This is a genomic window from Leeia aquatica (genome assembly GCF_012641365.1).
Classification (GTDB): Bacteria; Pseudomonadota; Gammaproteobacteria; order Burkholderiales; family Leeiaceae; genus Leeia; species Leeia aquatica.
The window spans coordinates 1-18,601 of record NZ_JABAIM010000006.1; the positions used below are offsets into that span (position 1 = coordinate 1).

Below are 18,601 nucleotides of genomic sequence, written 5' to 3' on the forward strand. Positions count from 1 at the left end.
AACATTGCACTTTGGTACAGGGTGCCGCAGGCAAGCGGCTGCCCGCCAATGGGCAGGCATCGCATGGGGCCATGCGGCGTACGTAGGCGAGATGTGGGCCCATGTCACCGCTCACATGCAACACGCCTTGCAGCCGCGCACCACTCTAGACCCTGGCCCGCATCAGCCGCATGTGCAGTGCTATGCTGACGCTCTTTCATGGCCTAAACGCTCGGACCCCTTATGCCAGAGCTTGCACCTTCTGACCTCAAGACCATTCTTCACTCCAGACGCGCCAACCTTTACTACCTTGAGCATTGCCGCGTCCTGGTCAACGGTGGCCGTGTTGAGTATGTTACGGAACAAGGCAAGCACTCGCTCTACTGGAATATCCCCATCGCCAACACCACGACCGTGCTGCTGGGTACTGGCACGTCGATCACACAAGCCGCCATGCGCGAACTGGCCAAAGCGGGGGTGATGGTAGGCTTTTGCGGTGGGGGTGGTACGCCCTTGTTTACGGCGGGGGACCGCGAGCTGGACATCGCCTGGCAATCTCCTCAGTCCGAGTACCGGCCCACCGAATACCTGCAGTGTTGGGTCCGGTTCTGGTTTGATGAGCAAAAAAGGCTCGCCGCTGCCAAGCAGTTACAGCAGGCCCGGCTCTTGCGCATCCGTGAATGCTGGGGCGACAACCGCAAGCGGGAGGAGACCGGGTTCAAGCTCGACACCACCCTGCTGGAAGCCCAGCTGCAGGCCGCTGAAGAAGACATCCTCAATGCAGCCGATCATGCCAGCCTGCTGGCAGCAGAGGCGCGCCTGTCCAAGCAACTGTTCCGGCTGGCGGCTCAGGCCACACAGTATGGTGACTTCACCCGCGCCAAGCGGGGCAGCGGCGCAGACCCGGCAAACCGCTTCCTGGATCATGGCAATTACCTTGCTTATGGGCTCGCGGCTACCGCCACCTGGGTAGTGGGCTTGCCACACGGGCTCGCCATTTTGCATGGCAAGACCCGGCGTGGGGGCTTGGTCTTTGATGCAGCAGACCTGATCAAGGATGCACTCATCCTGCCCCAGGCCTTTATCAGTGCCATGCGCGGCGAGGATGAACAAACCTTTCGCCAGCACTGCATCAGCCAGTTGACCCGGCGCGAAGCGCTGGATGACATGATTGAGCTGCTGAAAACCATCGCCGAAGTGCAGGGCAGCGCCGCATGAACGTGATGCTGGTATCGCAATGTGACAAGCGCGCCCTCACCGAATCCCGCCGCATTCTTGACCAGTTTGCCGAGCGGCGCGGCGAGCGGGTCTGGCAGACGCCGATTACCCAGGCCGGGCTGGATACCCTGCGCAAACTGCTGCGCAAGACCGCACGCAAAAACACCGCCGTGGCCTGCCATTGGTTGCGAGGCCGAGACCACAGTGAGTTACTGTGGATTGTCGGCGATGCCAGCCGTTTCAATGCCGAAGGCAGCGTGCCAACCAACACCAGCCAGCAGGATATCCTGCGTAGCGCCGATGAAAACGACTGGCTCAGCGGAGAAGACATCCGCCTGCTGGCCGGGCTGGCCGCCCTGTTTCATGATCTGGGCAAAGCCTGTGCAGCGTTCCAGTCACGCCTGCGCGACAAGGGGCCGGGGGCGCCCAATCTTTATCGGCATGAATGGGTATCGCTGCGCCTGGTCCAGGCCTTTGTCGGATCTGATAACGACGCAAGCTGGCTGGCTCGGCTGCAAGACCCAGCGCAGATGACGACGGCTTTTTGGGAGAGCCGCTTGAAACACACCCAGCTACGCGATGGTCTCGATGCGGCCGCCCAGGACAGCGCCCCCTTTGCCGACGGCGCCCTGCCGCCGCTGGCTGCCGCCATCGGCTGGCTGGTTCTCACCCACCACCGCCTGCCCGTCAGTGCGGACACCACGCTCACCGCCAGCCTGCTCGCCAACGGCCTCAGCAAACTCGACAGCAGCTGGAACCAGCCGCTGACCCCTGCCAGCCGCAAAGAAACCGAGTCGTACTGGCATTTCCCCTATGGGCTGTCTTGCGACGACACATTATGGCGCGAAAGGGTGGCCGATCTGGCCCGACAACTGGCCGCGCGCCAAGTATCCGTCTCGGCCACGACCTGGCTGGACCAGGCCTATCCCATGCATCTGGCGCGCCTGCTGCTGATGCTGGCCGATCATCACTTCTCCAGCCAAACCGTCAAACAGAGCTGGCAACCCGGCACCGCGCCCCGCATCGCCTTTGCCAACACCCTGAAAGGCGACGACCAACGCCGGTTCAATCAAACCCTGCCCGAGCATCTCACCGGAGTGGCCCGGCACGCCCTTACAGCCGCCCGAGCCCTGCCTGACCTCGCACGTGGCCTGCCCACGCTGGGCCGCCATCTCCGCCTGCAGAAACGCAGCGCGGACGCCCGCTTCGCCTGGCAGGACAAAGCCTTTGATCTGGCCACCAGTCTGCGTGAACAGGCCGCCACCCACGGCGCCTTCATCGTCAACATGGCCTCCACCGGCTGCGGCAAAACGCTGGCCAACGCCCGCATCATGTATGCACTGGCACGGTCCGACAGCGGATTTCGTTGCGCCTTTGCGCTGGGCTTGCGTACGCTGACCCTGCAAACCGGCCAAGCCTTCCGCACACAGCTGAACCTGGATGAAGACCAGCTCGCCGTCCGGGTGGGCGGTGCCGCCAGCCGCGAGTTGTACGAACATCAGGCCGCGCTGGCAGAAGCTGCCGCAGAAGCCACCGGCTCGGCCTCCAGTGAATCGCTGCTGGATGAAGGCAGTGCCATCCTCTACGAAGGCAATCCGGATCACCCGCTGCTGACCCGGCTCAGTCACGACCCTCGCCTGCACCGCCTGCTGGCGGCCCCCTTGCTGGTCTGCACCATCGACCACCTCACGCCAGCCACCGAAAGTACGCGTGGAGGGCGGCAAATCGCCCCCATGCTGCGCCTGCTGAGCTCGGATCTGGTACTGGACGAGCCAGACGACTTTTCGGTGGAAGACCTGCCAGCACTAACCCGGCTGGTGTACTGGGCGGGCTTGCTCGGTAGCCGGGTGCTGCTGTCATCCGCCACGTTGCCGCCTGCACTCATCCAGTGCCTGTTCGAGGCCTATCTGGCTGGGCGCAGCCAGTACCAGCAACATCGCGGCGAGCCCGGCTTGCCGCTGGAAATCTGCTGCATGTGGGTCGACGAACACCACCGTGAGGCCGCCCGCTGCGCCGACAGTACACACTTCCAGCAGCAACATCAGGCTTTTGCCCACACCCGCAGCACCTGGCTGGCGCAGCAAGCGCCACGCCGTACCGCTGCCCTGTTGCCACTGACCGGCCTGCCCGGCAACGCGCAAGCACTGTACCCACCCCTGGCCCAATTGCTGCTCAGCAGTGCCATGCAGCTACACCAGACCAACCACGACTGCGACCCGCACAGCGGCAAGCGCGTCAGCATTGGCCTGATCCGCCTGGCGCACATCGACAAGCTCTACCCGCTGGCACAAGCCCTGTATGCGCAAGATGCGGCGGACAACACCCGCGTTCACCTGTGCGTCTACCACTCGCAATACCCGCTGCTGTTGCGCTCCGCCATCGAACGAAGGCTGGATGCAGCGCTCACCCGCCATGATCCGCAAGCCCTGTTCGCCCTGCCGGACATCCGCCGCCGCCTGGATGCGGATCCAGCCACGGATCATCTGTTCATCGTGCTGTCATCGCCGGTCAGCGAAGTCGGGCGCGACCACTGTTACAACTGGGCCATCGCCGAGCCCTCCTCCATGCGCTCGCTGATCCAGCTGGCTGGCCGTGTGAGGCGACACTGGCCCGCACCTTACCCGCAGCAGAACCTGCTGATCCTGCAGCAAAACCTGACGGCCTGGCTTGGTGGCAAACCGGTCAAACTCGGCGGCCAGCCCGCCTATTGCCACCCCGGATTCGAGAATGGCCGCTTTCCACTGGATAGCTTTGATCTGGCGGCACTGCTGCAGGAAGAGGAGTACCACCATCTGGACGCCCGCCCCCGGCTACTGGCCCGCCCCGAGCTACAGCCCACCCGCAGTCTGGTAGACCTGGAGCACGCCCGCCTGCACGCCGACCTCAACCAGACCCGGCGCCCCTCCCGCCGTCGTGGCGAACCCGAAGAGTGGCAGCTTTGCGCCGCCAGTTGCTGGCAATGGCCTCATGCCATGCTGCACGGTAGCCTGCAGCGGAAGCAGCCCTTCCGCCAAAGCCATGGTGAAGAATGGGACATGGTGCTGCTGCCCGCTGAAGACGGCGGTATCACCCTGCTTCGGCTGATGGCAGGTGAGAGAAGGGGCGAGGTGTACTTGCAGCAGAACAACCAGCTGCTGCACCGGCTGCCGGATGCCCAGCTGTTCAGCGGGCAAGGCATCCGCCCCTGGGGTAACGAAAGCTATTTGGACGAGCTGGCCACCCTTGCCAGCGAACGGGACATCAGCGAGACCGACTGCGCCTACCGCTACGGCACCTTCACCCTGCGGGTCAGTAGCAACCTCAATCTCGGCTGGTCTTTCCATCCGGCACTAGGCTTCTGCCGCAAACGAGATTGAGGCCACAAAAGGCACACAGCCAACCCGTGGGTTGGCTGTGTGAGCTGCCTGTCCGGCAGTGAGTGCCCACTATATGCATCAGTTATTTAGCAAGCATTTCTGAGCTGCCTGTCCGGCAGTACAGTGGATCATAGTCCAATTGTTGCAGCCCACCAAGATTAGGCGTAAACTCAAAACCAACCTCCTTTAGTAAGCAGGTTAATTTTTTTGTGAGTGAGCGGGACTGCCATCCCACTCAGGTGCAACCCGTGCGACAGGCTTAGCGGCCCGCATAACCAAAGCTGCATATGGTGCTGCAGCAGGAGGATATGAGTGTGATTGGCTATCACATGATCAGAAGAGCTTGATGGCTACCCAGCCATGATCGTGGACAGAATCACCCTGCATGCCACAGGATTTGCAGGGTGATTCTACACCAATCACCTGCACAGGGAGTATCAAATTGCTTGACCCGCTATCGCCGCGAGCGCAGTCGCTCCGGTCAGAGATACAGCAGTTCCTGCAGCTTCGCCTGGCAGACAAGCTGGGCGCACTGGCGGCGGACGATCCCAAACGGGAGGCCCTGATCGCGCAATATCAGCCGCAAGCCTGGCTGGCCGATGCCGCACGGCGGGTCACCCAGCTGCAGCTGGTCACCCATCCGCTGAAAGCCAGCCACCCGGATGCGCGCGGCAGCAGCCTGTTTATCCCGCCCTCCAGTTTGCCGCCACGGCAGGAAGTTGGCAGCCATGCGCTGCCCACCTTGGTCAGCGATGTGGTCGGTAATGCTGCGGCGCTGGATGTCTACAAATTCCTCAAATTGAGTCACGCCGGCCAAAGCCTGCTCAGCCTGCTGCAAGCAGGCGATGCCGACTTGCTGGCCGCGCTGAGTGACGATGCCGAACAGGCCACCGCCTGGCGCGACGCCTTTTGCAGCATTGCCGAACCGGCTAGCGACCTCATCTGTCATGCGCTGGCCAAACAAATCTACTGGCCGGTGTCGCCGGATGCCTACCCGCCCGACGCGCACGATGACAGCCACTTCCACCTGCTGTCGATTCTAAATTCCAGCGCGCTGTCGCACTGGCTGTACGAGCAGATTCAGGCAGACCGCTTTGGCGAAGCGACCAAGGCCGCGCGACAAGCACGCCGTGACGGTGCCGCCCATCCACACGGCTACCACGAATACCCCCAGCTGGCCGAGGAGAAGAAAGGCGGCACCAAGCCACAGAATATCTCCCAGCTCAATAGCGAACGCAAAGGCAGTAACTATCTGCTGGCCGCGCTGCCACCACAGTGGAACAGCAAGGCCACCCGCCCGCTATATGGCGTAGCCAGCCTGTTTGTGCGCTTTGGTAGCCAGCCGCATGTGCGCGGTCTGCTGGATGAGCTGCGCGATTACCTGGGCAAGCTCAAACCCGAAGCCAACAATATGCACATCCGGAACCGGCGGGATGCCTGGCTGGGTGAGCTCTTTACCGAGCTGCTGCAATTCGGCGCGGGCTTTAGCAATGGCTTGCCCAAGGGCTGGACCGCCCATCCGGATTGTACGCTGCCCATCGAAGAGCAATGCTGGCTGGACCCCTACCGCGCCGAAGACGACGAGGAGTTCAACCGTGCCTTCCAGTGGCAAGACTGGCCCGCACAGCTGGCCGAGCGCTTTGCCCACTGGCTCAACACCCGGCTGGGGGCCGAGCGCTTGAGCAAGCACCAGCTGGCGCTGGGCGAAGTCGAGTTCAACCACTGGCGGCGCGAGCTGGCGCACGATGTTGCCTTGCTGGGGGATTGGGACCACAAGCGCCGCGCAGTGGATCACCGTCTGTTGCCCGCCGCCCGCACTCAAGAGGTATCGCATGAATCGCCCTGAACTGCCCGAGATCGACGCCCTGCTGCATATCCCGCAGCTCTCGGTACAAAACGCCAACGCCATCAGCGGCCCGCACAGTTGGGGCCACCCCGGCCCCACCCATTTCACCGGGCTGATGACCGCGCTGCAACGCAAGCTGGGGGCGGACAGTGGCCTGAGTTTCGTCGCCGTCGGTATCGTCAGCCATGGCTATCAGGCGCAGACCAATGGCGACTACGTGCAGCGCTTCAACCTCACGCGCAACCCGGTCGGCAAGGATGGCAGTACTGCAGCCATTGTGGAAGAAGGCCGCATCCACCTGCAGCTCTCGCTGCTGTTCGGCCTGCAGCTGAACACGCAGCGCCGGGCCGCCAGCGATGCCGAGCTGGACGAGCTGGCGCAGCAAGCCAGCCGCACCCTGCAGACCCTGCGTATCGCCGGGGGCAGCGTGTTGCCCGGTCACAGCCGCCTGCAGCCACGCTTGATCCGTCTGGATGAGGATGCCGATGTGCGCAGCCAGCAATTCCGCCGCCTGTGCCGCTACCTGCTGCCCGGCTATGCGCTGGTCAGCCGGGATGACCTGCTGCTGCAACACCACACCACCCTGCGCGAGCAAGATGCCACCGCCACCGTGCTGGACGCCTGGCTGGGCCAGTGCCGTATCAACCACACCCCGGTAACGGATGATGCTGGCAAAACCGAATGGCAGCACAGCCGCAGCGCGGGCAGGGGCTGGATTGTGCCGCTGCCGGTGGGCTACGGTGCCCTCACCCCGCTTTACGAAGCCGGTACGGTAGCCCGCTGCCGCGACCCGCACACCCCGGTCCGCTTTGTCGAAAGCCTGTACTCGCTGGGCGAGTGGCTCAGCCCGCACCGGCTGCGCGACTACCGCCAGCTGCTGTGGTACCCCGGCTACCACCCGGAAAACGGGGTATACCGCTGCCACAACGATTATCAAGCCCCTTCTTTGACCGAACCAACCCCCTTGGGAGTCACCGCATGAGCACTTTGGAAACCGCATCCGTACTCGCCTTCGAGCGCAAGCTGGACCCTTCCGACGCCTTGTTCTTTGCCGGCAACTGGGCCGAGCGTGAACACAGCGAGCAGTGGCAGCCTGTCAGCGTGCGTGACAAATCGGTGCGCGGCACCATCTCCAACCGCCTGAAAGCCAAAGATCAAGACCCAGCCAAGCTGGACGCCGCCATTGAAAACCCCAACCTGCAAAGGGTAGACGTCGCCACCCTGCCGCACGATGCCGACACCCTGAAAGTCCGCTTCACCCTGCGCGTGCTGGCCGGCGTCGGCGAACCCTCCGCCTGCAATAATGCCGATTACCGTGCCAAGCTGCTGAGTACCGTCGCCAGTTACCGTGAGGCGCATGGCTTTGCTGAGCTGGCCCGCCGCTATGCCGCCAACCTGGCCAATGGCCGCTTCCTGTGGCGTAACCGCATGGGCGCTGAACAGGCCGAAGTACATGTCGCCCAGCTGCAAGATGGCAAGGCGGTGCAAAGCTGGACCTTCGACGCCCTGGCCCTGAACTTGCGCGAGCTGAACACCAGCGGCCCGGTGGACGAACTGGGCCAGCGGATGGCTGCGGGCCTCAGTGGCAGCCAGCACCTGCTGCTGCAGGTCACCGCCTTTGTCCGCATCGGGGCCGGGCAAGAAGTGTTCCCCAGCCAGGAGCTGATTCTGGATCGGGGCCGGGGTGACAAAAGCAAAACCTTGTATTACGTGCAACAACACGACCAAAAAATTGCCGCCATCCACTCCCAGAAAATCGGCAACGCCCTGCGCACCATCGACACTTGGTATGGCGAAGCCGCTACCAACGGTCCCATTGCCATCGAGCCCTACGGCTCAGTCACCACCCAGGGCAAGGCCTACCGCCAGCCCAAACAAAAGCTGGACTTCTACACCCTGCTGGACAACTGGGTGCTGAAAGACATTGCCCCAGCGGTAGAACAGCAGCACTTTGTGCTGGCGACGCTGATCCGGGGTGGTGTGTTTGGCGAGGCGGGCTAGACCATGAACCACTATCTGGACATCCGCATCCTGCCGGACCCGGAGTTTGCCGCGCCACTACTCTTCAATGCCCTGTATGCCAAACTGCACCGCACGCTGGCAGAGCAGCAGCGCAGCGACATCGGCGCCAGCTTCCCCGGCTACGCGCTGGCCCACCGCAATGCAGAGGGAAAAGCACAGCCGCCCAGCCTGGGCACCCAGCTCCGCCTGCACGGCAGCGACGCCGCGCTCGAAGCCCTGATGGCCAGCAACTGGCTGCACGGCATGCGGGATCACCTAGCGCTTGGCACCATACAGCCCGTACCACCTGGTGCCAGCTACCTGCGCGTGCAACGCAAGCAGGCCAGAAGCAGCCCAACCCGCGAGCGAGATCGCCTGATGCGGCGCAAAGGCATCAGTGAGGCGGAAGCCCGGCAGCGCATACCGGACCACCGTGCACAAAGGCTGGATTTACCCTACCTGACCCTGAACAGCCAAAGCACCGGCCAGCGCTTTTGCCTGTTCATCACGCAGCACGCAGCCCCCCAGGCAGCCAGTGGCATATTCAATAGCTACGGCCTGAGCCCCACCGCCACCCTGCCCGCGTTCTGACCATCCCCGCGGCCCGCAACGGGCCGTACCCTTTTTAAAGGCTGGTCGCCTGCTCCTTAAAAATCAGATACTTACGCAACCCGCTCAAAGAAGGGGCAAACGCAGCCCAAGCCAGGCAAACCCTCTCCCCACAAGGGCTACAGCCTGGTAGACTTCTAGTTCACTGCCGGACAGGCAGCTCAGAAATCGTCAAGACCCATACCAAGCAGCAGAAATGCGTTCACTGCCGGACAGGCAGCTCAGAAAAGTTTGCGGGCGCGGGCGGTGGCCACTGCCGGGTTCACTGCCGGACAGGCAGCTCAGAAATCATCGCCCATGGCCGCAATCGCCGGAGCCACGTTCACTGCCGGACAGGCAGCTCAGAAAGGTGACCGCACAGGCAACAGTGATTGCGCCCAGTTCACTGCCGGACAGGCAGCTCAGAAACGAAAAATCGAGCCCGTTGACGCGCAGGCTCAGTTCACTGCCGGACAGGCAGCTCAGAAATGGGTGGTATGGCCGTCAACGTTCTTGCACACGTTCACTGCCGGACAGGCAGCTCAGAAATGGATCATCACCAGCATCCGCATGGTGCGGGCGTTCACTGCCGGACAGGCAGCTCAGAAATCATTACAACAACATCCACCGGTGCGTAACCGGTTCACTGCCGGACAGGCAGCTCAGAAATGCTGAGCAGAATTTCCTCGGGGCATTGATGGGTTCACTGCCGGACAGGCAGCTCAGAAATTCAGATACACGGCCAGCTTTGGCTTGAGCGAGTTCACTGCCGGACAGGCAGCTCAGAAATTCGTGTACTTGTCTACGTAGGCGTACCACGCGTTCACTGCCGGACAGGCAGCTCAGAAAAGAATGGATGAGAGAGGAAGCGAGATGATGCAGTTCACTGCCGGACAGGCAGCTCAGAAATCAGCAGTTCAGACGGCTATTTTGACGTAGGCGTTCACTGCCGGACAGGCAGCTCAGAAAGTCTGGCGATGGTGGCTTCAAGACGACTCGTTGTTCACTGCCGGACAGGCAGCTCAGAAATACGCGCTTTTCACCGTCCTTCACTACGGCGCGTTCACTGCCGGACAGGCAGCTCAGAAAATCGACTTTACCAAGGCGGGCAATCTGGCAGAGTTCACTGCCGGACAGGCAGCTCAGAAATGAACGGGGCGGTAATACATAGCGTGCGGGAAGTTCACTGCCGGACAGGCAGCTCAGAAAAGCTCCGGCATGATGTCTGCCAGCTGCCGGGTGTTCACTGCCGGACAGGCAGCTCAGAAAAGGCATTCCGGCATGCGACGGCGACGCTATTCGTTCACTGCCGGACAGGCAGCTCAGAAAAACCGGGGGCGCTGCCAAATGATTGACGCCATGTTCACTGCCGGACAGGCAGCTCAGAAAATTCGCGGGCCGTGGCTGGCATGAACTGGAACGTTCACTGCCGGACAGGCAGCTCAGAAAACGCACCCCTGAAATCAACCCAAGAGACCGGCGTTCACTGCCGGACAGGCAGCTCAGAAATGTCGGGAGGCCGGGACAACATGCCCCGCACCAGTTCACTGCCGGACAGGCAGCTCAGAAATTGCAGGCGGCGCAGGCTCGGACAACGCTTCCGTTCACTGCCGGACAGGCAGCTCAGAAATTCGGGGCCGTTTTTATTTGGAGATACCGAAAGTTCACTGCCGGACAGGCAGCTCAGAAATTGACGGGTAGTCAAGGGATGGAGGTATCCGGGTTCACTGCCGGACAGGCAGCTCAGAAATGCATCGAGATAGCCCAAAATGGCTACTTCGAGTTCACTGCCGGACAGGCAGCTCAGAAAATGTAGCGCTGTGCCGCGTCGCGGGCCTGAAACGTTCACTGCCGGACAGGCAGCTCAGAAATAGCCGGAAAACGCTGATAGTCGGCGGGCTGGGTTCACTGCCGGACAGGCAGCTCAGAAAGGCAGCGGAGCAGGCGGCGGGGCAGGTGGGATGTTCACTGCCGGACAGGCAGCTCAGAAAGCCCCAATACTGCCAAGGTTGCCGCCAATCCGGTTCACTGCCGGACAGGCAGCTCAGAAATCTGCCTTGCAGCTGCAGTAGGCGCTGATGCCGTTCACTGCCGGACAGGCAGCTCAGAAATGACTGTGCATTGCATGCAGATAATCGCCTGAGTTCACTGCCGGACAGGCAGCTCAGAAAAACAACTGGCTGACAGCCTACGCGGTGGAAATGTTCACTGCCGGACAGGCAGCTCAGAAATTTAAGCTCTTTGAGGATGTCCTTTTGTACGTGTTCACTGCCGGACAGGCAGCTCAGAAAAACACGATGAGGCCGTTAGTGGTCTCGTCTGGGTTCACTGCCGGACAGGCAGCTCAGAAAGGGTCGCGCATGTCCGGGTGAATAATGCCGTTGTTCACTGCCGGACAGGCAGCTCAGAAAGATAGGGCCTATATCCCTTTCAGTTCCTCCCCGTTCACTGCCGGACAGGCAGCTCAGAAAACGCTTACGATTGCGCGTGTCACACTGGAAAGGTTCACTGCCGGACAGGCAGCTCAGAAACTACGGAGCTGCCCCGGAAGTAGTCGGAGCAAGTTCACTGCCGGACAGGCAGCTCAGAAAAACATCTACGCGGGCCTGGACGCCCTCGGCGTGTTCACTGCCGGACAGGCAGCTCAGAAATATTTCCATGACTCACGCGTCGTTAACGGCCAGTTCACTGCCGGACAGGCAGCTCAGAAAACCACGACATCAGGATATTCGCTTTCGTACCAGTTCACTGCCGGACAGGCAGCTCAGAAAAGAAGCTGATCGACTGGGCGCTACACTCACGCGTTCGCTGCCGGACAGGCAGCTCAGAAAGAGCGCAAAGCAGACTGCGATGCCGACGTAATGTTCGCTGCCGGACAGGCAGCTCAGAAATATGGGCAAACGCAAATCCTGAGCGGGAACATGTTCACTGCCGGACAGGCAGCTCAGAAATTGAGGAGCTGACAGGTTTTCCCCGGCGCCGGGTTCACTGCCGGACAGGCAGCTCAGAAATTTAGGACGGCATCAGAGGCTTTGGCGTTGTCGTTCACTGCCGGACAGGCAGCTCAGAAATGCACGGTGTAAACCTGTTTGATCGGCTGCATGTTCACTGCCGGACAGGCAGCTCAGAAATCAGCGGGCCGAATTCTTTTTACTGTTGCTGCGGTTCACTGCCGGACAGGCAGCTCAGAAAGTTCCACACGTTCAAACAACAACAGGGGCGGTGTTCACTGCCGGACAGGCAGCTCAGAAATTACTGACCGGTCACGATTTTGCGCAACGCGGGTTCACTGCCGGACAGGCAGCTCAGAAATTGGTCTGCTCATGCACGACAAGGCCGTTCAGGTTCACTGCCGGACAAGCAGCTCAGAAACGACGCCGGACCCGGCAGCGGGGCAGGGGGCCGTTCACTGCCGGACAGGCAGCTCAGAAACGGAAGGGTCTGCCAACCCGGCAGCGCAGACAGTTCACTGCCGGACAGGCAGCTCAGAAAAGTGGGAACGTTCGCTCAACTGCAACAGATACGTTCACTGCCGGACAGGCAGCTCAGAAATTATCCGCCTCTGGATTTCCCGCGAGCTGGCGGTTCACTGCCGGACAGGCAGCTCAGAAAAGCAGCAAACCGTGGCGAGCACTGCCGAGCGCGTTCACTGCCGGACAGGCAGCTCAGAAAGTAAAACCCTTATCCGCTTGCCGGATCATCCCGTTCACTGCCGGACAGGCAGCTCAGAAAAAGCCAGCTCACTCTCGGCAAAAACACGCTACGTTCACTGCCGGACAGGCAGCTCAGAAATGACATGAAGGCCACGTTAAAAAGCCAGCAAAGTTCACTGCCGGACAGGCAGCTCAGAAAAAAGCCAACGCCGCAACCGATGCGGCCATTGCGTTCACTGCCGGACAGGCTGCTCAGAAATGCAAGACATCCCGCTGAACCTCGGCCCGCTCGTTCACTGCCGGACAGGCAGCTCAGAAAGACTGACGGCTGGGACTACCGCTGGAGTGTGTGTTCACTGCCGGACAGGCAGCTCAGAAATCGCGTACCCATTGCATGAGCTTTCGTTGAATGTTCACTGCCGGACAGGCAGCTCAGAAACTGGCAAGGGGGGGCTGATCGCGTCATGGTCGGTTCACTGCCGGACAGGCAGCTCAGAAAACGTAGGGCTCACCATTTTTGACAAGCGCATCGTTCACTGCCGGACAGGCAGCTCAGAAATGTTATTGGTGGGCGTGGCGGGATTTGAACCCGTTCACTGCCGGACAGGCAGCTCAGAAAGTTCTGCGGTGGACATGCTGAGCCCAACCTTTGTTCACTGCCGGACAGGCAGCTCAGAAAAAATACCGCACATCCTTGCCGCGCAATCTGGTGTTCACTGCCGGACAGGCAGCTCAGAAATTCCCTGAGTAAGTGCGGGCCTGCGCTATCGGGTTCACTGCCGGACAGGCAGCTCAGAAATCCCCGGCAGAGCAGCAGGCCGCGCTTGAGGCCGTTCACTGCCGGACAGGCAGCTCAGAAAATCAGGAAATAGATGCCGTCCAGCCCCAGTGGGTTCACTGCCGGACAGGCAGCTCAGAAATGCTGGCGTGCCTGGCGCAGCCCTACTGCGTAGTTCACTGCCGGACAGGCAGCTCAGAAACGGAGGGGCGGCCGGTACTCAGCGACTGCCCAGTTCACTGCCGGACAGGCAGCTCTGAACGCTCGGTTTCTCAGTACAGGATCAATGTGTTGCGCAGAAAGGGAAATCACCAAGAGGACACCATTGGATGCGAATTGCTACGCATGCCTGAGGTTCAGCATGCCATATTGGAGCATGGTTCATGATCTGAGCCATCTATTCGAGCTCAATGAGACGCATCAGCATGATGCTCGAATGCAGTCGACGGTCTCATCAAGCATGCAAGATGCCATGGCCGTATTCACGTATCAGCCGATCAAGCACTGCGCGCTCATGGGGTGTCAGGGTGGCTTCGTCAACGAAGCGCCAGTTCCGTTCGTAGAGGTCGAACACCTCCTCACCGGTGATCACATCATGGGGGTTGCGGTTCCATGCGATCAGGCGGAGCTGGGGGAGGTCACCAATGACAAAAGTGTTGGCTGCGATGTTCATAGCGTAATGATGACCCAGACTGGGGGGTATGATCAAACGAGAAGCTCGGGAATACCCACACTTGCCAACCACAGGGGTGATGGCTTGGCGAAACGGCATCCCACCCTCGCTTCCCCGGTTCGGCCTTTGCCAAACTTGATCGTTGCCAGAAACGGCGCAGCAGAGGGCTACAGGGAGGGCCACCGCAAGAGGGTATGAGCCTCAATGCTCATGCCAGTTTGACCCAAGGCAGGGCCAACAGAAAATCCTCCAGCTGCATCGGCACGGCGGCCAGCCAGTCCACCAACTCCACAATATCAAGTCGGCGTTCCAGGTTTTCGACTTTGGCAACATACGACTGCGGCTTGCCCAAACGGGCTGACAATACGGTCTGGGTGACCCCAGCGGCAACCCTGGCGGAGATCAGCTGCTTCACCAGTTGCTTATAGCGCTCGTCGTGGATGGATTTCATGGGTGGATAGCACCACCCATTGCAAATTATCCCAAATAAGGATAATTTGATTTGACCTTATATCCTGAGTACCCCATGACCAAGTCTGCACCTCTTGCACCTGGCCGCGGTCAGATCATGTTGCTGGCCCTTGCGCTCCCCGGGTGTGCGCTGCTGGCGATCCTGTTCCTGCTGGCATCGTTGCTCAGCAGCCAGCTACTGATTCTATCGGCCATATTTGCTGCATTGGCGGGGCTAAGCTTCTTCAACTTGAAGAAACTGATGCGGGTGGAACGGCAGTTGCAGGCGGCATTTATTGCTCGTGCCAATAGCCAGCATGGGATGGCGTTTTCAGCCGGAATGAGCTTTGGTCTGTTTGATGAGCAGATGGTACTGATAGAGCCCACCCAGCAGAAACTGCTTCTGGCTGCCAGCAGCGGAACTCGCACCAGGTTGATCGATTTCCGTCAGCTTATCCGGGCCGAGTTCATCACCCGCACTCGTGACCGTACACGCACTTACCGAATCAGGCTGATCATTGACGATCTGGAACAGCCGGAGCTGCTGGTTCCTTTCCTGAATGACAAGGCAGCGGCTGACCTTGCATATAGCCGTCTGACCGTCATCTTGCAGAGGCGATGAGCCGAGCCAGATCGCTGATCGCTGATCGCTGATCGTTTCCAGTCCGTATGCCCCAGAACCTCCGATTTGCGACCTCTTCACATCCCTGGGTCGACACCTCCTCATTTTCCCCACCACACAGGAGTTTCCATTGCGTCAACCAGCCTTGATCTCTCTCATGCTTGCAGGTGCGTACTTCGCGTCCATGCCATGTCTCTCAGCATCGGCAAGCACCACAACGTATCCACCCCCAAAAACGATACAAGCTGCTTTTGCCGCCTGCGATTTTTCATCCCAAGAGGTACAGAAGGCCCTCAAGGCTAGCGGAGTTAAATTTCAGCGTGGCAAGGTAGCCACCCAAGGTGATCCTTTCTTTGGTGAGTATGTCCTGCGACCGACGCTGGCACTTGGCAACGGACTTCAGCTCAACCGTATTGCACGTGACATACAGGAGGGTAGCGATGCGACCATCTTTTATCTCACTGGAAACCAGGTTGCAGACTGGGTGAGGGAAGGGGCTACACAGATTAATGCGGGCGTGAACATGCCGAAGGATGCTCGTTGGGCATTGGTACGCAACGGGCGTGAAACGGGCGTCTTTTACATGAATGAAACCCTTGGCCCAGGCACGATCATGTGCTATCGGATGAGGTAACGTTCAGTTCACGCGTAGTTCTGGACAAGCCCCAGCTCGTTGCAGGGCATTCCTTTACACACAAGATCGCGATAAAAATTAGTCTCACGATCTTGTATTGTTTGTCTCATGTACTTGTGTATGAAAAAGCTATAATCTGCCTGAAAAATCTCATTTACTTGTGTATTTCACAAGTGGTGAGCGATCAGGATTAAATGCGAAGATGAAGTAAGGAATGCGAAAGATCAGTTCATGCTTTCGCATTCTTTTTTGGCATTGACCATGATCTAGATGGGGTTAGCGGTCGTCCTCCAAAAGAGGGGGCTGCCCTCCATTGCCGCCAGACGCCTGTGGACGTTGGCCGAGTTGACGGCGGCTGCGAGCTCGATGCCCTTGGCCTGCAGCTTGGCGCCTTCGGTGCGGATGTCGGTATCACGGGCGAGAGGGGGACCTCAAGCCGCTGGCTCGTAACGAGGGTCTTTCATCATTTTTGGTTCAATTTCATCCGTCCACACATCAAATGCCATTTTCTTATAGTTTTCTTCATCCAGCACATAGTCTCGATGGTGCCATGGAGGGGAGGAAGTAACATGCGCCTTGATAAGGCGAATAACCAAGTTGAACTCTTCCCTTGGCAACTCAGAAAAAACCAGATGCCAAAGAAAATCCCACCCCTCTGACTTAATTGATTTATGGACTTTTACAAAATCTGGCAGAAGAACTTCATCTAGCATATCGGAAAATGCCCCCCAATAGCTTTTATGCAAAAACGAAGTTCGGCATTCTATGTCTATAGGGTTATCTAAATCTACCGATCCAATAATAACAATAGCTCCCACGCATCACCTCAGCATAATTAATGCTTGTGTTCATCATGAGTGATCTCGAGTGAGCTGAGCTTGCGACGTACAACTTTCTCATGAGCGAGCAGCTGTCAGACGATTACCCGCAAAACACATGTAGGACAAAAATGTCTAATCAATTTAATTTTAATATAAACCGTTCTTCCTCAGGCAGATTCCACTGCGCATCCTGGAACTCCACCCTTCGCAATACTTTAATAATTCTATCAAAATCGGCAGGCATCGCATTTTTTGAAATAGAAGAATTATTCCATATCAACAACACAGGCCTTTCAATATCAGTGCTTAAAGCATCCCATAAAGCATCAAGGTTATTTCCATAATAAGAAGAAAGGTCAAATGCTTTTGATATAGCCCTATGAAAATTCACATCTGAAGTAATATGTTCACCATCAATTTCAACAATCATTCCAATACGCTTATATTAATAAATTTCTTTCACAGCAATCAGTAGCAATGCAAATTAAGCTATCGTTTTAACAAAGCAACCATGCTCCAATTTGCTTGGTTTCTGGCAATTTTCCATTACCTTTGCTCAGTGAAACGTATCTCATGCCTGTTCAGCAAGCATCTCGCTCAGATATTCTCGATCTTCAGGATGGAGCAGGAGGTACCGACGGCATGCATCTCTTACGATCACTTTGAACTCCTGCTCTGTCAGAATAATTTCCTTTTCAAGACAACTTATTCCAAGCTTTACACCTTCAAAATGAAATTCTGGGTCGAACTCATCCCAGTCAGGAAATAAGCAATACTGTTCATTAATCACCATAGAAACACCTGAATAAATCTTTTTTATATCCGCAACAAAATCTCCCGCACGGTATACATCATTCAAGAAACCTTTAGCCAAATGAAAATGATCATTTGCCGAACCGATCAATTCAAATAAATCTTGCCTCATGCCACAACCACGCACGCCACCTTTAGTCTGGATGGAATCCTCTAATGATCATTTGGATGTATAGGTGAAAAACAAAATACTCTGCATAGGGAATTAATCTACATTATCCGCCAATACCTTTGGCAGAAACGCCAATGCGACACTTTGCAACTCCACCCAATCATTCATATCCAACACAACGTTTCTATCACCAGCGTAGAGAGTGTATTGCAATTGCTTATCGTCATTGACCGCAATCTCCATGAAAGGGTTATCCCTATCTATATCATCATAAACACAAATATAAGGATAGGCAGCATCAATATCGCCTATCTTCTCAAAAACTAATTTCTTTGTTTTCATTAAATCTTCCCTCTAAATCCAATAAACTCCCCGGACGCATGCCAACTTGCGGCTCGGCCATCTGGCAGAGTATATGTTACCCATCCATTTGGATAGCGTCCTCCAGCTCCAGTTGAGCTTATGCCATTAGCCAAAATTTCGTCCAATGCTTTGCTTGCTAGCTCATTCAATTGCTTATCTGTTCGGTAGGTAGCACGTAGTGTTGTAGTGTCAGGAAATCCAAAGTACTCGGGGTGTTTGGTTGTTGCACGACCCGCATTAGTAAGCGGCTGCCCCTTAAATGGCGATTTGGCAGCCTGAAGAAGCGCTTGTGCCTCCTGAGTAAGCGCTGCCTCCCCTTTTGGGATCTCTACCAATCGGGGAGGGGCCGTCATCACCTTCTGATAGTTCGCCGTTACCTTGGCGCCATCCGGTAAAGTCACCCGCAGGGTGTTGTCTACCTGCGTTACCACACTCCCTTTAGGAATGACATGCCCACTGGGGGTAACAATATCTTGAGTTAGCTGGACAGTCGTTCCTGTCCTAATACTCGCGCTTTGCGCATACTTTGGTGAACCAGCCGGCACGGGTAGCTGAACCGGTTCACCCGTACCACTTGCCAGATTGGCGGTGATGATCTTCTCGACACCACTTTCATAGACTACGCCAAGATGCTGGTCTTTCCTAATCAAGATGGTGCCCTTGGGGGCAATGCTGCCATCCGGGAGTTTCAACT

General features: G+C 58.0%; 14 protein-coding genes, 1 pseudogene and 1 CRISPR repeat array. Of the genes and pseudogenes, 8 read left to right on the forward strand and 7 right to left on the reverse strand.

Annotation, left to right across the window (positions count from 1 at the left end):
• Nucleotides 1-222: 222 nt before the first annotated feature.
• The 6 genes from cas1f to cas6f all read left to right on the forward strand — a co-directional run bounded on the left by cas1f (nt 223) and on the right by cas6f (nt 8,991).
• Entirely contained in the window at nt 223-1,197 is a 975-nt protein-coding gene (gene cas1f / locus HF682_RS17495; RefSeq protein ID WP_168878642.1) for a type I-F CRISPR-associated endonuclease Cas1f, read from the forward strand.
• Complete coding sequence (gene cas3f / locus HF682_RS17500; RefSeq protein WP_168878643.1) at nt 1,194-4,553, forward strand: type I-F CRISPR-associated helicase Cas3f; 3,360 nt, start codon at nt 1,194-1,196, stop codon at nt 4,551-4,553. Before cas1f ends, cas3f begins: the two co-directional genes overlap by 4 nt.
• Nucleotides 4,554-4,995: 442 nt before the next feature.
• Nucleotides 4,996-6,399 carry a type I-F CRISPR-associated protein Csy1 gene (csy1, locus tag HF682_RS17505; RefSeq protein ID WP_240947342.1) on the forward strand — a complete coding sequence of 468 codons (1,404 nt, stop codon included), beginning with the start codon at nt 4,996-4,998 and terminating at the stop codon, nt 6,397-6,399.
• Entirely contained in the window at nt 6,386-7,381 is a 996-nt protein-coding gene (gene csy2 / locus HF682_RS17510) for a type I-F CRISPR-associated protein Csy2 (protein WP_168878645.1), read from the forward strand. The genes csy1 and csy2 overlap by 14 nt, the downstream gene beginning before the upstream one ends.
• A complete protein-coding gene (csy3, locus tag HF682_RS17515) occupies nt 7,378-8,400 on the forward strand; it encodes a type I-F CRISPR-associated protein Csy3 (RefSeq protein WP_168878646.1) in 1,023 nt (340 codons plus the stop codon). The genes csy2 and csy3 overlap by 4 nt, the downstream gene beginning before the upstream one ends.
• A gap of 3 nt (nt 8,401-8,403) precedes the next feature.
• Entirely contained in the window at nt 8,404-8,991 is a 588-nt protein-coding gene (cas6f, locus tag HF682_RS17520) for a type I-F CRISPR-associated endoribonuclease Cas6/Csy4 (protein ID WP_168878647.1), read from the forward strand.
• 158 nt (nt 8,992-9,149) lie between these two features.
• Nucleotides 9,150-13,681: a CRISPR direct-repeat array (repeat unit 28 nt; unit sequence GTTCACTGCCGGACAGGCAGCTCAGAAA).
• 192 nt (nt 13,682-13,873) lie between these two features.
• On the opposite strand, the gene HF682_RS17525 is transcribed toward cas6f, so the two are convergent.
• Nucleotides 13,874-14,092: a hypothetical protein gene (locus tag HF682_RS17525; protein ID WP_205882158.1), complete on the reverse strand. Its 219-nt coding sequence runs from the start codon at nt 14,090-14,092 to the stop codon at nt 13,874-13,876.
• A 208-nt stretch (nt 14,093-14,300) separates the two neighbouring features.
• Complete coding sequence (locus tag HF682_RS17530; protein ID WP_168878648.1) at nt 14,301-14,543, reverse strand: helix-turn-helix domain-containing protein; 243 nt, start codon at nt 14,541-14,543, stop codon at nt 14,301-14,303.
• A 75-nt stretch (nt 14,544-14,618) separates the two neighbouring features.
• Between HF682_RS17530 and HF682_RS17535 the strand changes: the two genes are divergently transcribed.
• A complete protein-coding gene (locus HF682_RS17535) occupies nt 14,619-15,164 on the forward strand; it encodes a hypothetical protein (RefSeq protein ID WP_168878649.1) in 546 nt (181 codons plus the stop codon).
• 130 nt (nt 15,165-15,294) lie between these two features.
• Nucleotides 15,295-15,798: a hypothetical protein gene (locus HF682_RS17540; RefSeq protein ID WP_168878650.1), complete on the forward strand. Its 504-nt coding sequence runs from the start codon at nt 15,295-15,297 to the stop codon at nt 15,796-15,798.
• Nucleotides 15,799-16,229: 431 nt separating this feature from the next.
• On the opposite strand, the gene HF682_RS17545 is transcribed toward HF682_RS17540, so the two are convergent.
• The 5 genes and pseudogenes from HF682_RS17545 to HF682_RS17565 all read right to left on the reverse strand — a co-directional run.
• Nucleotides 16,230-16,616, reverse strand: coding sequence for a hypothetical protein (locus tag HF682_RS17545; RefSeq protein WP_168878651.1), 387 nt, complete (start codon nt 16,614-16,616; stop codon nt 16,230-16,232).
• A gap of 139 nt (nt 16,617-16,755) precedes the next feature.
• Nucleotides 16,756-17,049 carry a barstar family protein gene (locus tag HF682_RS17550; protein WP_168878652.1) on the reverse strand — a complete coding sequence of 98 codons (294 nt, stop codon included), beginning with the start codon at nt 17,047-17,049 and terminating at the stop codon, nt 16,756-16,758.
• Between the two features lie 141 nt (nt 17,050-17,190).
• A complete protein-coding gene (cdiI, locus tag HF682_RS17555; RefSeq protein ID WP_168878653.1) occupies nt 17,191-17,544 on the reverse strand; it encodes a ribonuclease toxin immunity protein CdiI in 354 nt (117 codons plus the stop codon).
• Nucleotides 17,545-17,637: 93 nt separating this feature from the next.
• On the reverse strand, nt 17,638-17,886 hold the full coding sequence (locus HF682_RS17560) for a hypothetical protein (RefSeq protein WP_168878654.1): 249 nt from the start codon (nt 17,884-17,886) through the stop codon (nt 17,638-17,640).
• Nucleotides 17,886-18,601, reverse strand: a pseudogene (locus HF682_RS17565) (hypothetical protein); the annotation flags it as partial. The pseudogene HF682_RS17565 and the gene HF682_RS17560, both read right to left, overlap by 1 nt.

Bases quoted from the DNA above. Each gene is read 5' to 3' on its own strand.
- cas6f (WP_168878647.1), top strand. From the start codon at position 8,404: ATGAACCACTATCTGGACATCCGCATCCTGCCGGACCCGGAGTTTGCC.
- csy3 (WP_168878646.1), top strand. From the start codon at position 7,378: ATGAGCACTTTGGAAACCGCATCCGTACTCGCCTTCGAGCGCAAGCTG.
- cas3f (WP_168878643.1), top strand. From the start codon at position 1,194: ATGAACGTGATGCTGGTATCGCAATGTGACAAGCGCGCCCTCACCGAA.
- cas1f (WP_168878642.1), top strand. From the start codon at position 223: ATGCCAGAGCTTGCACCTTCTGACCTCAAGACCATTCTTCACTCCAGA.
- HF682_RS17530 (WP_168878648.1), bottom strand. From the start codon at position 14,543: ATGAAATCCATCCACGACGAGCGCTATAAGCAACTGGTGAAGCAGCTG.
- HF682_RS17525 (WP_205882158.1), bottom strand. From the start codon at position 14,092: ATGAACATCGCAGCCAACACTTTTGTCATTGGTGACCTCCCCCAGCTC.
- HF682_RS17560 (WP_168878654.1), bottom strand. From the start codon at position 17,886: ATGAAAACAAAGAAATTAGTTTTTGAGAAGATAGGCGATATTGATGCT.
- HF682_RS17535 (WP_168878649.1), top strand. From the start codon at position 14,619: ATGACCAAGTCTGCACCTCTTGCACCTGGCCGCGGTCAGATCATGTTG.
- cdiI (WP_168878653.1), bottom strand. From the start codon at position 17,544: ATGAGGCAAGATTTATTTGAATTGATCGGTTCGGCAAATGATCATTTT.
- csy2 (WP_168878645.1), top strand. From the start codon at position 6,386: ATGAATCGCCCTGAACTGCCCGAGATCGACGCCCTGCTGCATATCCCG.
- HF682_RS17550 (WP_168878652.1), bottom strand. From the start codon at position 17,049: ATGATTGTTGAAATTGATGGTGAACATATTACTTCAGATGTGAATTTT.